The organism is Nostoc sp. (assembly GCF_036917435.1).
GTDB lineage: Bacteria > Cyanobacteriota > Cyanobacteriia > Cyanobacteriales > Nostocaceae > Nostoc.
On record NZ_JBALDM010000033.1, the window covers coordinates 286,291 to 307,380 of the forward strand.

21 protein-coding genes are annotated in these 21,090 nt (G+C 42.8%); 7 read left to right on the forward strand and 14 right to left on the reverse strand.

Going from position 1 to position 21,090, the window contains the following annotated elements; all coding sequences use genetic code 11:
• Positions 1-18: 18 nt before the first annotated feature.
• The 3 genes from pstA to pstS form a co-directional block, all read right to left on the reverse strand.
• Complete coding sequence (gene pstA, locus V7K98_RS15805) at positions 19-900, reverse strand: phosphate ABC transporter permease PstA (RefSeq protein ID WP_335023336.1); 882 nt, start codon at positions 898-900, stop codon at positions 19-21.
• A gap of 19 nt (positions 901-919) precedes the next feature.
• Positions 920-1,870, reverse strand: a complete 951-nt coding sequence (pstC, locus tag V7K98_RS15810; RefSeq protein ID WP_335023338.1) for a phosphate ABC transporter permease subunit PstC — start codon at positions 1,868-1,870, stop codon at positions 920-922.
• Positions 1,871-2,013: 143 nt separating this feature from the next.
• Entirely contained in the window at positions 2,014-3,195 is a 1,182-nt protein-coding gene (gene pstS / locus V7K98_RS15815; protein ID WP_335023339.1) for a phosphate ABC transporter substrate-binding protein PstS, read from the reverse strand.
• Positions 3,196-3,986: 791 nt separating this feature from the next.
• On the opposite strand from pstS, the gene V7K98_RS15820 reads away from it, so the two are divergent.
• Complete coding sequence (locus V7K98_RS15820; RefSeq protein WP_335023341.1) at positions 3,987-4,574, forward strand: biotin transporter BioY; 588 nt, start codon at positions 3,987-3,989, stop codon at positions 4,572-4,574.
• Between the two features lie 93 nt (positions 4,575-4,667).
• Entirely contained in the window at positions 4,668-5,144 is a 477-nt protein-coding gene (gene lspA, locus V7K98_RS15825; RefSeq protein WP_335023343.1) for a signal peptidase II, read from the forward strand.
• A gap of 211 nt (positions 5,145-5,355) precedes the next feature.
• Here the strand turns inward: lspA and V7K98_RS15830 are convergent, their stop codons facing one another.
• A complete protein-coding gene (locus tag V7K98_RS15830) occupies positions 5,356-5,934 on the reverse strand; it encodes a hypothetical protein (RefSeq protein WP_335023345.1) in 579 nt (192 codons plus the stop codon).
• A gap of 451 nt (positions 5,935-6,385) precedes the next feature.
• On the opposite strand from V7K98_RS15830, the gene V7K98_RS15835 reads away from it, so the two are divergent.
• Both V7K98_RS15835 and V7K98_RS15840 read left to right on the forward strand, forming a co-directional pair.
• Complete coding sequence (locus tag V7K98_RS15835) at positions 6,386-8,653, forward strand: transglycosylase domain-containing protein (RefSeq protein WP_335023347.1); 2,268 nt, start codon at positions 6,386-6,388, stop codon at positions 8,651-8,653.
• Between the two features lie 101 nt (positions 8,654-8,754).
• Positions 8,755-9,120 carry a four helix bundle protein gene (locus V7K98_RS15840; protein ID WP_335023349.1) on the forward strand — a complete coding sequence of 122 codons (366 nt, stop codon included), beginning with the start codon at positions 8,755-8,757 and terminating at the stop codon, positions 9,118-9,120.
• Positions 9,121-9,217: 97 nt separating this feature from the next.
• Here V7K98_RS15840 and V7K98_RS15845 read toward each other — a convergent pair whose 3' ends face one another.
• From V7K98_RS15845 to V7K98_RS15855, 3 genes are all read right to left on the reverse strand, one after another.
• The gene (locus tag V7K98_RS15845) at positions 9,218-10,648 is read right to left on the reverse strand and encodes a DUF4335 domain-containing protein (protein ID WP_335023351.1); all 1,431 of its coding nucleotides are present in this window, start codon (positions 10,646-10,648) and stop codon (positions 9,218-9,220) included.
• On the reverse strand, positions 10,645-11,271 hold the full coding sequence (locus tag V7K98_RS15850) for a DUF3038 domain-containing protein (protein WP_335023353.1): 627 nt from the start codon (positions 11,269-11,271) through the stop codon (positions 10,645-10,647). The genes V7K98_RS15845 and V7K98_RS15850 overlap by 4 nt, the downstream gene beginning before the upstream one ends.
• A gap of 224 nt (positions 11,272-11,495) precedes the next feature.
• A complete protein-coding gene (locus V7K98_RS15855; protein ID WP_335023355.1) occupies positions 11,496-11,729 on the reverse strand; it encodes a hypothetical protein in 234 nt (77 codons plus the stop codon).
• 37 nt (positions 11,730-11,766) lie between these two features.
• On the opposite strand from V7K98_RS15855, the gene V7K98_RS15860 reads away from it, so the two are divergent.
• From V7K98_RS15860 to V7K98_RS15870, 3 genes are all read left to right on the forward strand, one after another.
• Entirely contained in the window at positions 11,767-12,285 is a 519-nt protein-coding gene (locus V7K98_RS15860) for an adenine phosphoribosyltransferase (protein ID WP_335023449.1), read from the forward strand.
• Positions 12,286-12,365: 80 nt separating this feature from the next.
• Positions 12,366-13,412, forward strand: coding sequence for an ABC transporter permease (locus V7K98_RS15865; protein ID WP_335023357.1), 1,047 nt, complete (start codon positions 12,366-12,368; stop codon positions 13,410-13,412).
• Positions 13,413-13,448: 36 nt separating this feature from the next.
• Positions 13,449-13,730 (forward strand): hypothetical protein, encoded by a 282-nt coding sequence (locus V7K98_RS15870; protein ID WP_265274352.1) that lies wholly within the window; start codon positions 13,449-13,451, stop codon positions 13,728-13,730.
• 121 nt (positions 13,731-13,851) lie between these two features.
• Here V7K98_RS15870 and V7K98_RS15875 read toward each other — a convergent pair whose 3' ends face one another.
• The 7 genes from V7K98_RS15875 to V7K98_RS15905 form a co-directional block, all read right to left on the reverse strand.
• On the reverse strand, positions 13,852-14,271 hold the full coding sequence (locus tag V7K98_RS15875; protein ID WP_442940421.1) for a type II toxin-antitoxin system VapC family toxin: 420 nt from the start codon (positions 14,269-14,271) through the stop codon (positions 13,852-13,854).
• Positions 14,265-14,546 (reverse strand): type II toxin-antitoxin system Phd/YefM family antitoxin, encoded by a 282-nt coding sequence (locus V7K98_RS15880; protein WP_335023361.1) that lies wholly within the window; start codon positions 14,544-14,546, stop codon positions 14,265-14,267. The genes V7K98_RS15875 and V7K98_RS15880 overlap by 7 nt, the downstream gene beginning before the upstream one ends.
• 78 nt (positions 14,547-14,624) lie before the next feature.
• A complete protein-coding gene (locus V7K98_RS15885; protein WP_335023363.1) occupies positions 14,625-15,191 on the reverse strand; it encodes a Uma2 family endonuclease in 567 nt (188 codons plus the stop codon).
• 177 nt (positions 15,192-15,368) lie between these two features.
• Positions 15,369-16,868 carry an amidophosphoribosyltransferase gene (gene purF, locus V7K98_RS15890; protein WP_335023365.1) on the reverse strand — a complete coding sequence of 500 codons (1,500 nt, stop codon included), beginning with the start codon at positions 16,866-16,868 and terminating at the stop codon, positions 15,369-15,371.
• 343 nt (positions 16,869-17,211) lie between these two features.
• Complete coding sequence (purL, locus tag V7K98_RS15895) at positions 17,212-19,587, reverse strand: phosphoribosylformylglycinamidine synthase subunit PurL (protein WP_335023367.1); 2,376 nt, start codon at positions 19,585-19,587, stop codon at positions 17,212-17,214.
• A gap of 128 nt (positions 19,588-19,715) precedes the next feature.
• Positions 19,716-20,024 (reverse strand): type II toxin-antitoxin system death-on-curing family toxin, encoded by a 309-nt coding sequence (locus tag V7K98_RS15900; RefSeq protein ID WP_335023369.1) that lies wholly within the window; start codon positions 20,022-20,024, stop codon positions 19,716-19,718.
• On the reverse strand, positions 20,011-20,325 hold the full coding sequence (locus V7K98_RS15905) for a hypothetical protein (protein ID WP_335023371.1): 315 nt from the start codon (positions 20,323-20,325) through the stop codon (positions 20,011-20,013). The genes V7K98_RS15900 and V7K98_RS15905 overlap by 14 nt, the downstream gene beginning before the upstream one ends.
• Positions 20,326-21,090: the final 765 nt, after the last annotated feature.

Sequence of the window (21,090 nt, forward strand, 5' to 3'; positions counted from 1 at the left end):
ATCCGCTATCTATTTTGATTAAGCTTTTTGGCGAGTTGCCCACCGAGCAATGATACTTGTGATTAGAACCATCAATACTAATATCAAAGATGCTGCCCAGGCTAGTGATTGCCAATTTTTAAAGGGAGAAATAGCATATTTGTAAACCAAAACCGCAAGTGAAGCTGTTGGTTGAAATAAGCTATCGGGCCAAAAATTGGAAAACAGGGCAGTAAATAGTAAAGGTGCGGTTTCTCCAGATGCTCTGGCGATCGCTAGCGTTGCTCCAGTTACAATTGCTGGTAAAGCTGCTGGCAAAACTACTTGGCTTACTGTTTGAAAGTTAGTTGCTCCTAACCCTACAGATGCTTGTCGCAAATCTTGCGATACTAACTGCAAGGCTTCATCAGTGGTTCGGACAATAATGGGCAACATCAAAATTGCCAGTGCAAAGCCTCCACCTAGAGCAGAATACGATCCTAAGTTTAACTTGACTAGTGTCAAAACCACAATGCCATAGGCAAATACCCCGGCAATAATTGAGGGGACTCCACTCAGGACGTTAGCTGCAAAACGTACCCATCTTGCTACTTGAGCCGAGCTAAATTCTGTAATATAAATCGCCGCTAAAATACCAAACGGGATACTAATCAGGGCGGCAATTCCTACCATTAGTAGTGTGCCCAAAATTGCGTTACCAAAGCCTCCCCCCTTTTGTAGAGCTTTGGGTGGTAGTTCAAAGAAGATGCTGGGATTCAAACTGCTAAAGCCCTGAATAATGACGTAAGAAAGCACTGCTAGCAAAGGCACAAGTGCCAATACTCCACAGATAAATGCAATTACGGTCATTACAGTGTTAAATAGTGTCCTTTGAGACATAGGAGCGCGAGTTAAACTGCGCTCTGGAAAACTAGAAGTCATAATTCAATCCAAAACTAAGCTACAGTCGCTTGACTCTCAGAACGATAAACTCGGCCATGATATTTACTACCAGGGTCAAAAAGAATAGAACTAAAGCAGCGTACATTAAAGCCGAAACTTGCAAACCACTAGCTTCTGAAAATTGATTTGCCAGTAGCGAAGAAATCGTATTGCCTGGTGCTAATAGTGAGATACTAATGTTGTTGGAATTACCAATCAACATTGTTACAGCCATTGTTTCTCCCATTGCCCGACCGAGTGCCAACATCACAGCACTAACTATCCCCGAAAAGGCTGCTGGAATCAGAATTTGCAAAATTGTTTCCCAACGCGTTGCTCCTAGTCCTACGGCGGCTTGGCGCAAACTGGGTGGTATAGAAATCAAAGCATCACGCGATAGGGCTGTGATGATGGGCAAAGTCATAATTGCTAATATGACTCCCGCCGGCAACATTCCTGGGCCTGTCGGAGAGGTACTAAAAAATGGTATCCAGCCAAAATAACTATTGAGAAATTTTCCCAAGTTAGTTATGATAGGTACCAGAACAAAAATACCCCAAACACCGTAAACAACGCTAGGAATAGCTGCGAGCAGTTCTACCGCAAAGACCAGTACCAGCTTTGCTTTGGCGGGTAAAAAATCCTCACTGAGGATAATAGCAGTACCAACTCCAATCGGTACTGCTATCAGTAGACCGATAAAAGAACTCAAGAGAGTTCCATAAATTTGAGGTAGCACCCCGTAAGTATCATTAACTGGGTTCCAAGTGGTATTGGCTAAAAAGCTAACACCAAACTTTTGGATGGCAGGCCAAGAAGCGATCGCAACCTGTAAGCCGATCCATAATAAAGTTGCAGCAACCCCAAAGGCGAAAATTTTAGTAAGCCAGATAAAACCCCGATCTAGGGACTTTTCTACATCAGAGCGATTTTTTGTCGCTGATGAAAGATTTTGAGAATTTGTAGTCATGACTACCGACTTTCACAATTAAATCAGAGGAGGATATGGGAGGCAACCATCTCAACAAAATTGTTGCCTCATCGTTTTTTAAAACTAGTTTAGTAAGCAGCCTAAAAATTATTGTCTAGGAATGCCTCATGTCTTGACTGTAGCTACTTGGTGGCGCTAGTACCACCAGCAACAGAGATTTTATATTCTGGACTAATTTGATCGGCAGCCGCAGCCACCTTTGCGATGACGCTTTGGGGTAGAGGAACATACCCTAATGTCGTAGCCTGTTTTTGTCCCTCTGTTAAAGCGTATTCGATCGCGGCTTCAACTGCCTTAGCTTTTGCGGCATTGGGATATTTCTTGTAAGCCAAAATCCAGGTGTAAGTGACGATGGGATAGGAATCAGCCCCTTCTGGATCGGTAATGAAGACGCGCAGATCGGGCGGAAGAGTTACTGATGCGAGAGTTTTAGAGGCTGATTCTTCACTAGGTACAATAAATTTACCGCCTTTGTTTTCCAAAGCAGCAAACTTGAGACTATTTTGTTTGGCATAGCCGTACTCGACATAACCAATAGAACCTTGTGTTTGTTGGATTTGGGCGGTAACACCCTCATTCCCCTTAGCACCAACTCCCGTAGGCCAGTTGACAGTTTTGCCTTCACCAACTTTAGTCTTCCACTCTGGGCTAATGGCGCTGAGGTGTTTTGTAAACACACCTGTTGTTCCGCTACCGTCTGAACGATAAACAACTGTGATTGCCTCTTTAGGAAGCTTTGCACCTGGGTTAGCCTTAGCAATTTGGGCATCATCCCAAGACTTGATTTTGCCTAGTAAAATATCAGCGTAAACGGCTCGTGGTAGTTTTAGTTCTGGAACATCTGGCAAGTTGTAAGCTAGGACGATGCTACCAGCAGTTACAGGCAGTAAAATAACGCCCTTATCGGCTGGCACTTTCTGGATTTCTTCATCCTTCATGGCAACATCGCTGGCACCAAAGTCTACAGTGCCTTTGATAAATTGCTCAACTCCAGCACCGCTACCAACTGAGGCATAGTCAACTTGCAGATTTGGATATTTTTTGTTTAGATCCGTAAACCATGTATCATATAGTGGCGCTGGAAAAGACGCACCAGCCCCGCTTAACTTGATATTTCCACCCAAATCTAATTTGGTTGTGCTGGAAGCAGTAGTATCTGTAGCAGTACCAGAAGGTGTTTCCTTGGTGGCTGTACTATCTGGGTTTTGCTGTCCGCCACACGAAGCTAGTCCGATTGTCAGTGCTAACACTGAAATTGAAGCTGTGAGGCGATGAATTTTTATTACACTAAGACGTGGGGGCATCGCTATCAATAGTTTGGGTAACTTTTCAGGTGAGCGCTTCTAAGAATACCCCTAAAGGATGAGAGTCAAGGTAAAGAATAGGTTAATAAAGCAAAAAATGCTTGTTTTTTTTTGATGAAGAACAAGCACTCTTTTCTACTTTTGCTTGATAAAATTTATACTGCTGCTTTGGTCAGATGATTAGTAAGTAGTACAACAGTAAGTGAGTTACAGATAGTTATAAAACTCTATTATTAGAGTAAATTTAGTTGGCCAAGTAATGAAAAATATATAAAAAATGACAAAATATGATATTATTTAAAGCTTATATAAATCTGAAAACTCATGAAAGTTCTTGCTTATAGGTCTAAGCAGGCTTAAAGTCATAACAAAACAATCTAAGTTTAGACAGTGAACTTATTGTCTAGAGAAAGTAGAAGAAAAATCATCAATTGCCTATTTTATGGAGAGTAGGCGGTGCGATCGCTAAAAAATTGTGAATTCAAGGAACTGTGTTTAACAATTTGTAGCATAAATTTGGTGCTGAATCTAAAAAACTTAGTTCAAATACTAAATTTTGCTAACCTTACCGCGTATTAGGTCAAATACCAGAATCAGCCTACGCTTGAATCAATAAAATTACAGCTATAGACACCTAAGCCATAATTCGCAGAACTGAAAAGTTACATACCAAAAACGCAAAAAAAAATATGCTAATTCTTAGAGGTGTCAGCACTAATTTTATTTCAATAGTAATGAACATAATAGTTGCTGTTGGTTTGCTATTTTGCCTTTTCCTGGTTTCCTGATAAATGTTTGCTGCTTCCAATCAATTACTATGGTCAATGATTGGCTTACTCCTAACAATGGGTGGCACCTTCCTAGAAGCTTATGGCATCACCTTTCCTTGGAATTGGAGTAAGCACGGAATTCAGACTTTTTCTTTAGGTGTCACTTTTCAAATCGGCGCAGTACTGTTGGTGGGTTGTTTAGGGGGCAAAAATGCTGGTGCGCTCTCGCAAATTGCCTATTTAGTGATGGGGTTAACCTTATTACCTGTATTTGCGGATGGTGGGGGTATTGGTTATGTTAAATTATCTCAGTTTGGCTATCTACTGGGCTTTATTCCTGGAGCTTGGATTTGTGGGTTAGTTGCCTTTAAAGCTAGACCTCGACTAGAAACTCTCGCCTTTAGTTGCATTTGTGGCTTGTTAACTCTGCATCTATGCGGTATTAGTTATTTGATTATTAGCTATATTTTTCAGTGGAAAGGCACAGAAAATCTATCTTTGATGCAAGCAATACTTAGATACTCTTGGTTTGCACTACCAGGGCAATTAAGTGTGGTCTGTGCCGTTACTGTAATAGCATATATATTGCGTCACTTAATGTTTTATTAGTCATTAAGGGACTAGAGGCTAGGGCTAGAAATCTAAAATTCTTCTCATCCCTAGTCCCTAGTTCTTAGTCCTTAGTCCCTAGCCCCTAGTTTCATGCGTTTAAAAAACCGCCTTTTCTGGATTGCTGCCTTTATAGCTTTTTTCTTAGACCAAATAACAAAATATTGGGTGGTGCAAACCTTCAACTTAGGGCAAACACTACCACTCTTAACTGGAATATTTCACTTTACCTATGTCACCAACACTGGTGCCGCTTTTAGTCTTTTAAGTGGGAAAGTAGAGTGGTTGCGTTGGCTATCTTTAGGAGTGAGTTTGGTCTTGATAGCGTTGGCTTTGTTTAGCCCAACATTAAATTTGTGGGATCAGTTCGGCTATGGCTTAATTTTAGGCGGAGCTATGGGCAACGGTATCGATCGCTTTATTTTAGGTCATGTCGTTGATTTTCTTGATTTTCGCCTGATTAGCTTCCCTGTTTTTAATGTGGCAGATTCATTTATTAGTATTGGTATTGTTTGCCTGTTAATTGCTTCCTTTCAAAAAACACCAACTTCAACTAGCAGGTTCGATTAAAGTATTAAGCCTGGGATGATTAAATCATCCCAGGCTATTGATTAGTGGTTACTGAAACCATTGCTCAGTCCTATATGCGAAGACTTGATCTATGGATTCCAGAGATTTGGATTTGTATCCCACACCAGCTAGCATAACTGGTGCAGAAAGTCAAGATGCACCGAAGATCGGCGATCGCAAATTAGTATTGAGATCGTATCCAGCTTTTAATTTAATTACCTGTGCCAGGAGTAGATGGAGTGCTGGGAGTGGGAGAGTTCGCACCTGGTTCTGTAGGATTGCCAGGTTGAGATGGGGTAACAGTTCCTGGGGCTGGAGTTAAGTTGCTAGGAGCGCCAGGTTCAGATGGGGTAACAGTTCCTGGGGCTGGAGTTAAGTTGCTAGGAGCGCCAGGTTCAGGTGGGGTAACAGTTCCTGGGGCTGGAGTTAAGTTGCTAGGAGCGCCAGGTTCAGGTGGGGTAACAGTTCCTGGTGCTGGAGCGCTATCGGGAGTTCCAGTTCCAGGTGGGGTTTCTGCTGGTGCTGAAGTGCTACCAGGAGCGCTAGGAGGTGTGGTTTCTGCTGGTGCTGGAGTGCTAGCAGGAGCGCTAGGAGTTAGTGCTGTGCCGCCGGGACAGCGAGAGTTGAGCGGGAAATACTCGCACAGTATTTTCATGCCTTGTGGCGACATCTTGATTTCCGTTGGTGCACTTGTAGATTCGCTACCAGTGGATTGGGCTATGGGGGATTTACTGGATTCGGCTACAGCAATGTTAGCAGTCAGCGCCAAAGATAGAGCTGTACCAATCATGGTCAGAGATTTTCCCATCATTTCTAAAATTAACCTTAACGGACACTCGGCCTATTAAAACAGACAATAAGATTTAGAAAATCTTCCTAAATGAATATATTCAGGTTTGTTTCAGAATGTATGGATATGTAAAATTGGTAAAAATTAAATATGTTGTTTATTAATAACTAGTGTTTATAAATACAAATTTAAATATCTATGCTTGTAGTTACTAAAGTAGTATTACTAGAGAAAACAAGCCTTTGAGAATCCATAAAAATTTTAAGAGTCTGTAAAAAAGTGACAAAAATAACCAGCTAATTCAGATTGTCAAGAAAGATAAAGTATAAAATAAAGCAAAAAATTCCGTATAGCTAATTTATGCTTTGGCTTATGAGTAAAATGATGAAAGACTAACATCTAAATTTTGATTCGCCCGATTCTTCACTAAAAAGTGTGATGTGAATAGCCGATGAGTTCTCCCCAACCCCCTCACAAGCCACAAACGTTAATTGGTCAACTGACTCAAGCAGTCCATACTATCCAAGCTAGGGTTGATTTTTCCAAGCTGGCGCTCAAGCCTAATGCCAAAGTACCGGAACTCTGGGTGCAGGATGCGGGGGCGGATAAAGCAGAGGTATATCCACTGTTGGGCGATCGCTATATTCTCGGTCGTAGCTCCAAATCCAGCGATATTGTCGTCCGTAACCCTGTTGTCAGCCAAATTCACCTGTCGCTATCGCGGAATTCTACTCATAGCACACCAGTTTTCGTGATCAAAGACGAAAACTCCACCAATGGCATTTATCGTGGCAAGCGTCGTGTTAATTCTCTAGAACTACGTCACGGCGATATTTTAACTCTGGGGCCTCCAGAACTCGCCGCTTCCGTGCGATTGCAATACGTCGATCCGCCAGCATGGTATGTCAAAGCTGCAAGTTGGACAGCTTATGGTGTCGGTGGTGTCAGCGCCTTGTTCGCATTAGTGATTGGCGTAGAATCGCTGAAATTTTCAGTTAAACCCTTACCTACAGCTACACGCGCCCCAGTAGTTGTTTACGCTCGTGATGGAGCCACCCCACTGAGAGAGCCTCGAACTATCTCTCATGTAGATATGAAGCGTTTAGAGGAATTTGGCCCTTATTTGCCATTTGCCGTAGTAGCTTCAGAAGATAGTCGTTATTACTGGCACTTTGGAGTTGATCCTCTGGGGATTTTACGAGCCGTATTAATCAATAGCCGTAGCGGAGATGTGCAGCAAGGAGCCAGCACTGTTACGCAGCAAGTTGCCCGCAGTTTATTCCGGGAGTATGTGGGCAGACAGGATACCCTTGGACGTAAATTACGGGAAGCAGTTGTCGCCCTGAAGCTAGAAACCTTTTACAGCAAAGATGAAATTTTGCTGATGTACTTAAATCGGGTTTTTTTGGGGGGAGACACCTCTGGCTTTGAGGATGCAGCCCGGTATTACTTTGATAAGCCGGCTAAAGAATTAACTTTGGCAGAAGCAGCAACGTTGGTAGGAATTTTACCTGCTCCCAATGCATTCGATTTTTGTGGGAATGGGCCAAATAAGCTAGGAGCGGCTGAATACCGGAATCGCGTTATTAAGCGGTTGCTAGAGATGGGCAAAATTAAACCTGAAGATGCGAACCGAGCTAGACGTTCCACCGTCCAAGTTAGTCCTAAAGTTTGTGAACAGCAAGCTAAGACGATCGCTCCTTATTTTTACAATTATGTCTTCTCTGAACTTGAATCAATCTTAGGACAGGGAGCCGCAAACGAAGGGAATTATATCATTGAAACCCAGCTTGATCCTGCAATACAGAGCCAAGCGGAATCAGCGTTGCGGAATTCAGTCAACAATAGTGGTGGAAGTTTTAATTTTTCTCAAGGGGCTGTGGTAACACTTGACTCCAGTACAGGTGGCATCCTGGCAATGGTAGGCGGAACTGATTACAAAAAAAGTCAGTTCAATCGTGCGTTTCAAGCCAAAAGACAACCAGGCTCCACTTTTAAAATCTTTGCTTACACTGCCGCCATTCAACAGGGAATTTCACCGTCCAAGACTTATTCCTGCGCTCCCTTAACTTGGCAAGGCTTCACTTACAAACCCTGTCGTTCAAGTGCTGGTAGTTTAGATATTGCCACCGGACTTGCTCTTTCAGAAAATCCTATCGCCTTGGGAGTTGCCAAAGAAATCGGGCTGAATAAAGTAGTGGCGATGGCCCAGAATTTGGGAATAAAGTCAAATCTTGATCCGGTTCCTGGCTTAGTACTGGGTCAAAGTGTAGTCAATGTTTTGGAAATGACTGGTGCTTTTGGCTCTATTGGCAATCGTGGAGTGTGGAATCCTCCCCATGCGATTAACCGAATTTTAGACAGTGGTGATTGCAGCGATCGCAATGATATCAAAACTTGCCGTGTAATCTACTCCTTCGACCAAGACCCAGATGCCAACAAACGAGTTCTACCAACTGGTGTAGCCGATGAGATGACTAGTTTGATGCGTGGTGTCATCAGCAGAGGTACTGGTCGTAGTGCTGCCTTGGGATTGGGGGAAGCTGGTAAAACAGGCACGACTAATAAAAACGTTGACCTCTGGTTCATAGGTTTTATCCCAAGTCGGCGGCTTGTAACTGGTGTTTGGCTGGGAAACGACAACAATTCCCCCACATCTGGTAGTAGCGCTCAAGCCGCTCAGTTATGGGGGAATTATATGGGTAGGATTACGCGGTAATTGGGAATTGGGAATTGGGAATTGGGAATTGGGAATTGGGAATTGGGAATTGGGAATTGGGAATTGGGAACTATTGATCAATAATTGATCAATGGAATTTTGTGGGAAGACCTGATTTTGAGGACTTAGAAGTTTATCAACTTGCTGAAAAGCTAGCTAATGAAATTTGGCATATTGTTAAAGGATGGGACAATTTCACTAAAGATACACTGGGCAAGCAAATTGTTCGATCTGCTGATAGTGTTTGTGCGAACATCGCAGAAGGTAGAGGTAGATACAACTATCAAGACAATCGACGTTTTGTCAAGATTGCGAGAGGGTCTTTGTATGAAACCATCAGTTGGTTGAGGTTAGCCTACGCCAGACAGTTATTGATAAAAGAACAAGTAAGCAAATTTAAACCAATTCTTGATGAACTGTTACCCAAACTTAATGCTTATCTAAAATCCATAGGCAATAGGCAATAAGCAATAGAAACTTAATTCTCTCCCCCATGCCCAATGCCCAATGCCCAATGCCCAATTCCCCATTCCCCATTCCCAATTCCCCATTCCCCATTCCCAATTACTGATATCCCTTCCAAGGCGTAACTTCTAGGTTGCCATTAGGCTTAAATACCACTTGGAAGTGGGCGAGAGGTTCTTTATCGTTCGGTGCTGCTACATTGGAGCCGTAGACAGCATTGAACATCTTCGGAAGAGGTGTTTCCCTAAAATAGTCAAAGGCAACTTGGTTGAGTGGTTCATAGTCAGCAATTACACCATCTTTGTTGACTGCTACCCGATATTTCAAATCTCGCGTGAAGGTGGGTTTGCCACTCCAAGTTTGCCGAACTTTACTATAAAGCTTTTGGTTTAAACTTTTGACTATATTAGAGTCACTAATTTTTGTACCCACTACCTCTGGCGTTCTAGCATATCCCCGCCAAGGACTAACTTGCAACACACCATCTGTAGTAAACACAACTCGGAATTGAGCGATTGGTTCATTGGAAATGGGAGGGCGGGTAGCTGGATTGTAAAGTACGTTAGGCAGAGGAGTTTTACCTACTTCTAGATTCGCCTCTTTATTCACCGCTTTATAACCAACGATCGCACCATCCGCAGCTACACCCAGACGATAAATCAAATCTTGTTGCAATCCTGAGCGATTAGCCCAAGCTGGATGAACTTGGTTATAAACTTGACGATTCAATGCACGCAACTGGGATGGATCGGTAATTTCTGGAACTGTATTTAAAAGTACTTCTAAATCTTTAACTGCCGGTTTTGCATTAGTTTTGGGCGTTAGTGCAGGCGTTTCAGCAGCGATGGGTGTTGCAGCAGCTGATACTGGAGGAGTGACATTGTTTGTTGTAGAGCTACTTTGCTCATCTATTTTTGGCTGCGGTGGACGCAGTTGCGGAGGTGGAATCAAGTTAAAGGCGATCGCAGCGACTGCTAAACTTGACACACCCACAGCAGCAGGTACAGCTTGTCTAACCAAAGCTTGACTAGCACCGCCATAGCGTCTGGTAACTGGTTGTAGTTCTAGAGAAAGTTCAGGTAAAGTTTGAGTATCAGCAAAAAACTGATCCACTGCTTCGACTAAATCAAACAACTGCACCGTATTCAAATCTATTTCAATGGGCGGATGTTTGGAATTGTTAGAGCGATCGAACCCCTCTGGAGTTCCTTCGGAATGGATAATTAATCTGTGTCGGTTACTGTCAACTTTCCGAAACTCTACTAGCTCAGATTCCTGGTTGTGTGCTTGGGGGTTGGGTACACTACTTAAAAATTCTTGAGCATAGCCACTAACAGCCCTCACCAAACTTTCAAAAAATTCCCGCCCTCCAGTTAGAGGCTGATTATAACCAGATAAATAGCATTCTGCATTTACCAATATTGATAATTCCGGGCGCATTTCCTGAAACTGTGCAGCCCTAGTGACATCACTTAACCCTTCTAAAAGCAGTGTACAATTAGGTAGACTGTACTTACGTTGAATATTCATTCCACTTCACCGTCAAAAAGACTAATCCAGAATCGCTGCATTCCAGCTGTACCTGTACAAAATAGTAATTGTCCTAACAAATTTATAGCTAGCTCATCTAATTTTTCATCAGAAGTTAATGCTAGTACACCAGAACGTCGAACATTCATCCGGCTCTTAAAATGCGCTCTAAACCGCTCTAGATAATTAGATAGACGCAAATTCTGTTCCAATGGAATCTGCTTTTCTTCCATTTGTTGACATATCATTAATAACTGGCGGATGACAACAGTTAAACGCCGAGCTATGTAGCAAGCAATGACTACCAAAGCTTTTGCTTCCATGATAGTTAAGGGACGGCGGATATGCGCTCTCCGTAGCGGATTAGAGCTACGCATCCGCCATAAATTCACCCTGTCTTTGACAATTCCTTTTAGATCCAACTCTTGAGCAAAACTCAAGATTGCTTCCGAACCACCAAGCTCTAAAGCTTCAATTGCCAATAAAATCAGGTCAATTTGCAACCGCGTTCTCCGAGGACAAGTCTTGGAAGCGATCGCAGGATCTGGCAAAGTGTCCAGAATCATCGGCAGTGAATCTTGAGTTGGACTGTTGAACGGCGTTAAACTTGCTGAGACATTCATTCTATAAAATACCTTGTGCGGTTCCAACAGACTAGGTAAAACAAATTTAAGATCGGTAGCCAAGACTTGAACGTTAGACTTGTAGCAGTAGCATGACTACCTGATATATACATTACTTAACTCTTTCTACTTACAGTTTTCCCTATATTGAAATCAAAATTTTAAAACATAAGTTAATTCACCTCATTTCTTAGTCCAATACCTTTTCTAGCTTGGTTTAGATTCTAATTATCGTCAATAAAGGACGAAGCTTCAGCCCCGACCCCAGCGTATGACATTATAGTGTACGATTTTTCAGGTATCTGAAAATTGGGAATTGGGAATTGGGCATTGGGCATTGGGCATTGGGCATTGGGTATTGGGCATTGGGTATTGGGCATTGAGAATTGGTCAATAATCAATACTTCTTTTTTTCCATACTTACCCCGCTCCTCTTCTTCCCATTCCCCATTCCCCATTACCCATTACCTATGCCCTATGCCCCATTCCCATTTTATGGATTTAAAATCTCTCGTTCGTGACATCCCAGATTTCCCTAAACCCGGAATTTTATTTCGGGATATTACTACACTACTGCGTAATCCAGAGGGATTGCGCTACACTATTGACTTTTTAACACAAAAATGCAATGAAGCTGGAATAAAGCCAGATTATGTGATTGGTATCGAGTCAAGAGGATTCATTTTTGGCTCACCTCTGGCTTATAAATTAGGGGCTGGTTTTATTCCTGTTCGCAAAAGAGGTAAGTTACCAGCAGCAGTTCACTCAATTGAATACGATCTAGAATATGGTACTGACTGCCTGGAACTGCATCAAGATGCTTTACATCAAAATAGCCGAGTTTTGATTGTGGACGATTTGATTGCCACCGGTGGAACTGCGAGTGCAACGGCAAAGTTAGTGCAGAAGATTGGCTGCGAATTAGTAGGATTTGGGTTTATTATCGAGCTACGGGATTTAGAAGGGCGTAAATATCTGCCGGACGTGCCGATCATTTCTCTAATCGAATATTAGTTATTTGTCATTGGTCATTAGTCATTGGTCATTAGCAAATGACTAATGACAAAGGATAAAGAACAAAGGACAAAGGACAAATGACATCTACGAGAATTTCCTTGGAGACAGGGCGGGATTGGCTAATTAGGCTAGTCACGAACGAAACTTTTATTTATGTGGCAAAGCGTGTATTGCAGGCACTACTGACTTTGTTTTTGGCATCAGCTTTGTCGTTTTTCATTATTCAACTCGCTCCAGGGGATTATGTAGATACGCTGCGGCAAAACCCGAAGATATCTCCAGAAAGAATTGAGGAAATAAAGCGGCAGTTTGGTCTGGATAAATCTTGGCCAGAGCAATTTTGGCTATGGATATGGCGAATCTTGACAAAAGGGGATTTTGGTACGAGTTTTATTTATCAACGTTCAGTGGCATCGCTGTTGTGGGAAAGAGTACCAGCGACTTTGTTATTAGCGATCGCATCTTTAATTGCAACATGGGCGATCGCCATCCCTCTAGGGATCTTTGCTGCTGTTAACCAAAATAAGCTAGCAGACAGACTTTTACAGGTTATTAGCTATGCCGGACAAGGCTTTCCCAGTTTCATAACTGCCTTAGCGTTGCTGGTTTTAGCCCAACTCACCTCGCCCTTATTCCCTGTGGGTAGCATGACTAGCATCAATCACTCAGAACTAACGTGGTTTGGCAAAATCTTAGATGTCGGCTGGCACATGATTTTACCCACCATCGCCCTCTCAATTACTAGTTTTGCTGGTTTACAACGCATCACTCGCGGCGAATTATTAGATGTGCTGCGTCAAGATTATATCCAGACCGCTCGTGCCAAAGGTTTGCCAGAAAACCGCGTTATCTACGTTCATGCACTCCGCAACGCCATAAATCCTTTGATTACCTTATTGGGTTTTGAATTGGCTGGTTTATTAAACGGTGCTTTCATTGCCGAATTTTTCTTTAACTGGCCCGGTTTAGGCAGGTTAACCTTACAGGCTTTACAAGCTCAAGATTTATATTTATTAATGGCAAGCTTAGTAATGGGTGCAGTGTTGCTGATTGCTGGTAATTTAATCGCCGATTTAATGTTAAAAGCCGCCGATCCACGCATTCGTCTAGAAAATCTCAATTAGTCATTTGTCATTTGTCATTGGTTTAACATCATCTCCATGCTGTCTGAAGTCTATTACTTGGTACGTTCAAAAGCTGACGGTAATTATCTCATAGCTCGTCCTGACACCGAAACATCAGGTTATTTATTGCTGTTCCAGGAAAACTTTGATGCCCTTAGTTATCTCAATACCCATGCGGCAGAAGTGGCAAATCGCTTTACTGTAGAATCTATTGCCCGTACACAGTTAGGAAACTTGCTCAAACGCTGGGGTTTTAGCGGTGTGGGTATTGTGACTGATCCGTTATTGCCCAAGGTTGAGTTTTTGCAGCACAGTTAAAATATTAGCAATACTGCAAACTTATGTTAGGTAAATAAGGATGCGTAGACGTAGCCCGTCGTAGACATCGCTCTGTAATTAAAATCAGTTTTGCTATCTTTAAAAAGAGTAACCTACTTAACTAACAAAACCAATTCTCTAGTTGAAGTTCTTGAAAATCAATAAAGTCTGAAATATTATTTGTTACCAAAATCAGACCATTGACTTTTGCGATCGCTGCAATCTGTCCATCTGGATACGCGGGAGTTTTTCCTATAGTTACTAGTCGCACTCTTTCTAAAGCAAACCATTCGGCTCCCATACTCTCATAGGGCAGGATAGGAATATTTGGTTGGAGAATCTCCTTGAGATACTGTTCAATTCTCTCTCGCCTTTTAGAAGCGGGCAGACGATAGCAACCAAATAGCAATTCATGCCAAGTAACGGAAGCAATAGCAAATTCACCTTGATACTGTTGCAACTTTTGGATAACTGCTGCATTCGGTTGTGGCCTTAATGGCTCAGAGATGACGTTAGTATCGAGTAAAAAGCGACTCACAATATTATCTCTCGTCCATGAGACTTGTCGCGTACATTTTTCCAAACCTCATCAGGATCAATTTCGATTCCTTCTTCCATAATTTCTTGACGAAATCGCTCTACAGATTCCCAAAAAGCTGGTTTTCCATGCAACAAACGCTGATATTCAGCCGCAGGTAGAATCACAGCAACTTGCTGTCCCTGTTGGGTAATTTGTACCGATTCGCCTTGCTCAATTTCCTGAAAAATTTTATCCAGATTCTTAGGAACTTGCTCAATTGAATACTGCTGAGACATTGCGCCTTCTCCTATGCCAATTACTTTTTATTAAAAATTACGAATAGCAAGAAGTTACGGCAATTCTGGGAACTTATGTTAAGTAAATAAGGATGCAATCGCACAAGTAAAATCAGGCAATATGGGTGAGTTCAACTCATCACCATTAAACAACGTAGCAACTAACTTTAAACTCGCTTGTTCGCGTCGATAAACTTCTACCTGTTGGTTGCGCCAATCCACAATCCAATATTCCCTAACACCTCTTGCTGAGTAAAGCTTTAGTTTAAATTCCCTGTCCCGCTTTTCGTTCTCAATACCAGCAGACAGTACCTCTATTACCAGTTCTGGCGCACCAGTCAAATGCCCCGCCTCGTCTAAAAGCAAGGGCAACCTCTCATTGCTAGCCCAGACAACATCAGGAATTACATTATCATTATCCCCAAAAATTATGCCTGGAGCAGGTACGACTTGTCCCAAAGAAGTAGCTTGTGACCAGATATCCAATGGAGTCATAATTCTGACACAGACTTTTTGATGATTCCAGTGAGGCGCTCTGGTCACAAATAATTCTCCGTCAATAATTTCATAGCGGTTCCCGTTATCTGGAAACAACTTTAAATCGGCGGTAGTCCAGCGCACTCTCTCAGATATCGGCTGGTTCATAAACCATCTTTATTTAGGTGATTTAGCCATTTTAGCCTGAGATATGGCAATCCTATTTCATTTACAAACACCTAGAGGCTCAGATCCCCGACTTCTTCAAGAAGTCGGGGATCTCTTTGTTCAGTGATAGGGAATAGCTGTACCCTGTAAGCTGTACCCTATTCCCTTCTTCAATTCCTACACCACTACCTTTTCTAAACTCAACTTAGAACGCTTCACTAACTCAGGAATCGCTACGGGATAATCACCCGTAAAGCAGGCAGAGCAGAAACTATTGGTGTCTTCTCGTGTGGCTTCTAGCATTCCTTCCCAACTGAGATAGGCGAGGCTGTCTACTTCCAGTTGCTTGGCAATTTCCGCTACTGATTTGGTAGCAGCAATCAGCTGATCCTGAGAATCAGTATCAATTCCATAGAAGCAAGGATGAGTTACTGGCGGGGAAGAGATTCGCATGTGTACTTCCACTGCACCAGCGTCACGCAAGGTTTTAACTAGTTTCCGGCTGGTAGTACCGCGAACAATGGAGTCATCAACAATAATTACTCGTTTACCCGCCAGCACATCTTTAAGTGGGTTAAGTTTCATGCGGATACCTGACTCACGCATCATTTGTGTCGGCTGAATAAAGGTTCGTCCAACATAGCGATTTTTAATCAGTCCTTCAGCGTAGGCTACACCAGAAGCTTGAGAAAATCCGATCGCAGCTGGGATACCAGAATCAGGAACACCAAAGACAATATCGGCATCAACACAAGATTCTTTAGCTAGTTGGTGTCCTAACCGTATCCGATAGCTGTACAAACTTTCGTTGTGCATGATGCTATCAGGACGGGCAAAGTAAATCATCTCAAAAATACACAATTTCCGCTCAGACTGCTGACTCCAGCGATAGGAAGCCAAACCTTCTTCGGTAATCCAAACTAATTCACCTGGTTCTACATCTCGTAGGTATTCGGCTCCAATGATGTCTAAACCACAAGTCTCGGATGCCAAAACGTAACGAACTGGATTACCCGCTAAAGTCCCAATTACTAGGGGACGAATACCATTGGTGTCACGGACACCCATAACCCCGTCAGGAGTGCCAATAACTAAACTAAAGGCTCCTTGACAACGGTGAAATGCCTGAATTGAACCTTCTAGCCAATCTGCACCAGCGTTGACGGCTTCTGCGATCGCAAAAGCGATCATTTCTGAGTCTGTTGTGGTAACTAAGTTGTATTTTTTCTCAAGCAACTCTTGACGTAATTGCACTGTATTGACTAAATTACCATTGTGTGCAAGAGCTAATGAACCTAAGCGAGTTTCCAGAACTGCGGGTTGGGCATTAACTTTGCGGCTAGAACCTGTGGTGGAATAACGAGTGTGCCCAACAGCAAGGCTACCAGGTAATTGATCCAAAACGGATTCATTGAAGACTTGAGACACTAAGCCCATATCTTTGTGGAGATGGACTTGTGTTCCCTCAAAAGTAGCAATCCCAGCTGATTCTTGACCCCGATGCTGGAGGGCGTACAATCCAAAGTAGGTCAGTTTAGCAACGTTTTCTCCTGGTGCGTAAATGCCAAAAACACCACAAGCTTCTTCTGGCTTGTCAGGCTGATTTTCATCACTATTGATTGGGTTGTTGGTAGGGTCGGGGTATTCATCCGAAGTGACAGAATGAATAGAGGTCATGCTAGCTTTGCTCCTGGTGGGGGGGTCAAGTCAAAATAATTCGTAATTGATAATTCGTAATTCGTAGTTATTAGCCCATGAGTGTATGGATTTAGCATTGCTAAATTTATACAAGGCTTTAAATAGTGATGCTACGAGCTTTTGTGTTTTCATTGACCAATCAAGGAGCTTGTATGCTTCAATTACGAATTACGAATTAGTTAGTTACTGGGATTATGTGTATAGATGGTTATTGATTTCTTAATAAATCTTTAACCATCTATTAAAACAGTACCGTAATTATGCCCAGAGACGCTAATAGTTCTGAGTGATTAGTGCTGATTTCTGAGTGAAGTTTAAATACTCAGGACTCAGAAATAGTGGTATGGGTGGTGAGCCGCCTAGCGATCGCATGGGAATAGCGATCGCTCATATCTTCGATACTAACTTTGATTAAGACCTGATTATCAGTGGTGAAAACCCTCAAACCCGTCTCAAAATTGCTAACTGTACCTAGTATTTGCCACTGTTGACTGAGATGTTCCTGTAAGTATGATTCCCAAATTGCTTGTTGTGTCGATGTTACAGAAACTAAAATCCTGGCACCACCTTCGGCAAATAGCAATTCATCCAGGCGGTTTAACTGCGTTGGTACTATTTCTAAATTGATTTCGGCACCAAGGTTGCCAGCGATGCAACATTCTGCTAGTGCGATCGCCACTCCCCCCTCAGCAGAGTCATGGGCTGAACGTATCCAACCATTACGAATTCCTTCCCGACAAACTTTCTGGACGCGGCGTTCCAAGTCAAAATCTACCCGTGGTGGTTTTCCGGCAACAGTCCCGTGGATAGTGGCTAAATACTCCGATGCTCCCAAACTGATTTTGGATGCCAGAGGCAATCCGAGAAGATAAATCACATCACCGGATGCTTGCCAACCTTGACCACAAATTTTAGTGATATCAGGAATCAAGCCCACCATACCCACAACCGGAGTCGGATAAATGGGTTGTGGAACACCTTGAGAATCAAGAGTTTCATTGTATAAAGAGACATTTCCCCCTGTGACTGGTGTCGCCAATTCCCGACAACCCTCTGCCAAACCGCGACAAGCTTCTGCCAATTGCCAATAACCAATTGGTTTTTCTGGAGAGCCAAAATTTAAGTTATCCGTCACCGCCAGAGGTTCTGCACCCACACAGCTAAGATTGCGTGCAGCTTCCGCCACCACTGCCTTAGCTCCCTCGTAGGGATCAAGATAAACATAACGAGGATTGCAATCTACCGTTGCTGCTACCCCTAATTTGAGATTTGGGATTTTAGATTTTAGATTGGGAATTTCTTCAAGTGGGCGCAAACGGATAACAGCTGCATCTGCACCACCTGGTAGTATTACCGTATTATTTTGTACTTGATGGTCATATTGACGATATACCCAGTTTTTAGATGCGATCGTAGGTGTATCGAGCAAAGTTAACAGAATATCATTCCAACTTTCTAGACTTCCTTGGAGTTCTATACCAGTACTTGTGCAATGAGGTAAAGAATCAGGAGTCCATTCCCAAGCTTGACGCGCATATTCTGGCGGTTCTGCCAATAATTCCCGGTTATATAGTGGAGTATTTTCCGCCAAAGCCTCAGCCGGAATTTCTGCTGCTACTTCACCCTGAAAGAGAATTCGCACAATGGGTTCAGCGATGACAGTCCCAGCGACAACGGCTTGAAGTCCCCAACGGTGAAAAATGTCGATTAACTCCTGCTCACGCCCCTTGTGGGCAACAAACAGCATTCGTTCTTGAGATTCCGAAAGTAGATATTCATAAGGAACCATGCCTGTTTCTCTTGCGGGAATCTTGTCTAAATCTAGTTCAATTCCCACACCGCCTTTTGCCGCCATTTCTGAGGTAGAACAGGTGATACCGGCTGCTCCCATATCTTGGGCGGCGACAACTGCACCTGTTTTAAACGCCTCCAAACAAGCTTCAATTAACGACTTTTCCAAAAATGGATCGCCCACTTGTACAGCCGGGCGATTATCTATTGATTGGTCACTTAATTCTGCACTGGCAAAACTCGCGCCTCCCATACCGTCGCGCCCAGTGGTGGAACCAACATACAGCACGGGGTTTCCTAAGCCAGATGCCCCAGATTTAACGATTTCTGATGTTTCCATTAATCCTAGTGCCATGACATTCACCAGGGGATTACCAGAATAAGCTGGATCAAAGTAAACTTCGCCGCCAATGGTGGGTACGCCAACGCAATTACCATAATGTGAAATCCCCGCCACTACCCCTTGAAACAGCCTTTGAGTTTTGGCATCTTCTAGGGAACCGAAGCGTAGGGAATTTAATAGGGCAATGGGACGCGCACCCATTGTAAAAATATCTCTGAGAATGCCTCCTACTCCCGTTGCTGCACCTTGAAATGGTTCTACAGCTGATGGGTGGTTGTGCGATTCAATCTTAAAAGCTAGTTGGAGTCCATCACCCAAATCTACAACACCAGCATTTTCACCAGGCCCCACAAGGATGCGGGGCCCCTCAGTGGGAAATTGTTTGAGTAAAGGTCGAGAATTTTTGTAACAGCAATGCTCTGACCACATTACCCCGAACATTCCCAGTTCAGCTTTGTTGGGATGACGATCTAACCGACGGACAATTTCTGCGTATTCTTCTGGCTTCAAACCTTCAGCAGCGATTTCTTGGGGGGAAAAGGGAGCAGGAGATGTGGCGGTCATGGAAATAATGCACTCTGGGGGGGACAGAGCATTATTCTATCGATTTAGTTGCTCTGTAGGCGCAGTTCTAGAAATGCAGGTAACTCTTTTTTGGATATTTCTTTCTGAACTACTTGAATCACCAAGTTTTAAGCTTGCTCTGGCGATAAGTTTAAACTGTAGTCGTTTAAGGTTATGAAGGTATCCATAACCGCAAATGCAGTGCGCTTGTTGCCATCAAGAAACGGATGGTTCATTGCTAAATGGTATAGGTACGCTGCTGCTTGCTCATGAATTGTTGGATGGAGAAGTTCACCGCCAAAAGTAGATTGAGGTTGTGCCAGTGCTGAATCTAGCAAACCTTCGTCTCTGACACCCGATGTTCCACCAAATCTTTGAATTTGGCATTGGTGAATATCTAAGACTTGAGAAATAGTCAGAAATTTAAGAGTCTGCAAGGCGGCGAAAAACCTCTTCCCATTTTTTTTCAACTGCTAAGTAAGCCTGCAATACTTCTTCATCTGAGGCAATCTGATTGGAAGCAGTATTTTCTAATTTGTCTTCATCTTGTTCAATTTCGCGGAAAAATTCGGCAAAATTAGGAATATTTAATAATAGTTTTTCAGTAGCTTCGCTTCCTTCTGTTTTTTGCAAATAAGCAATCATTGCAACTGCTACTCGCAACTTCTCAGGAGTAAGCTGACGCAAACGGCTTTCGGCTTCTGATAAATAGGTGCTGTGCTTTTGTTCTGTTGCCATTATTACCCCAAGCTAGGTTTATTGCAAGACGTTGTGAATAAGTTTTGCTGCTAACTCTAACTGTGTTGGTGAATGGCGGTGAACTACTCAGACTTGCCTACCTCTGTTGTCTGAGCTTCCCAATTCATTGGGAATAGCCTCAAAAACTCCGTAGTTTTTTTAGTCTGACATTCCCTCCAAGGGCAGGAGTCCTGGTTCCCAAGACCCAAATCTTTCTCTTGCAACATATACCTATTAGCTTGGTTTTCGCTTGCGGCATTGATGGTCAAGACATTAGTTATCTTACCAGAAAATTTTGGGAATTCGTCATACATCTAGAATTTTTTTTTACCGAGTAAAAAATCAATTCCAGATGCAATCCTCATTCCCCGCTCACAATCCCCATCTTAGGAGTACCTTGAAGATGGGGACTTCCGCGATACGTTAAAAGTATTTTGGGATGCTAATTAATTTATGTTGCAAAGTGCGATGCCTAGGTTGGCAAGCTACGCACTTCTACTTTCCTGTATATTTCACGCGATGTCTAAAGATAAACCAATTAAGTAAGTCAAGTATTATTTATAGCATCAATAATTATAAGTATCGACTTAAATTCAGAGACTATTCGGGTACATCCAGTTTAGCTGTGAAAATCAAGTGACGAGAATCACACATATCTATGATTAAGATCGTCCCTTTGCGATCGCTAATTAGTCATAATTAGTTATAACTGAACTCTAGCCGAGTCATTAATAGGGAACACACTTAATTGCCGACAGCCTTAAT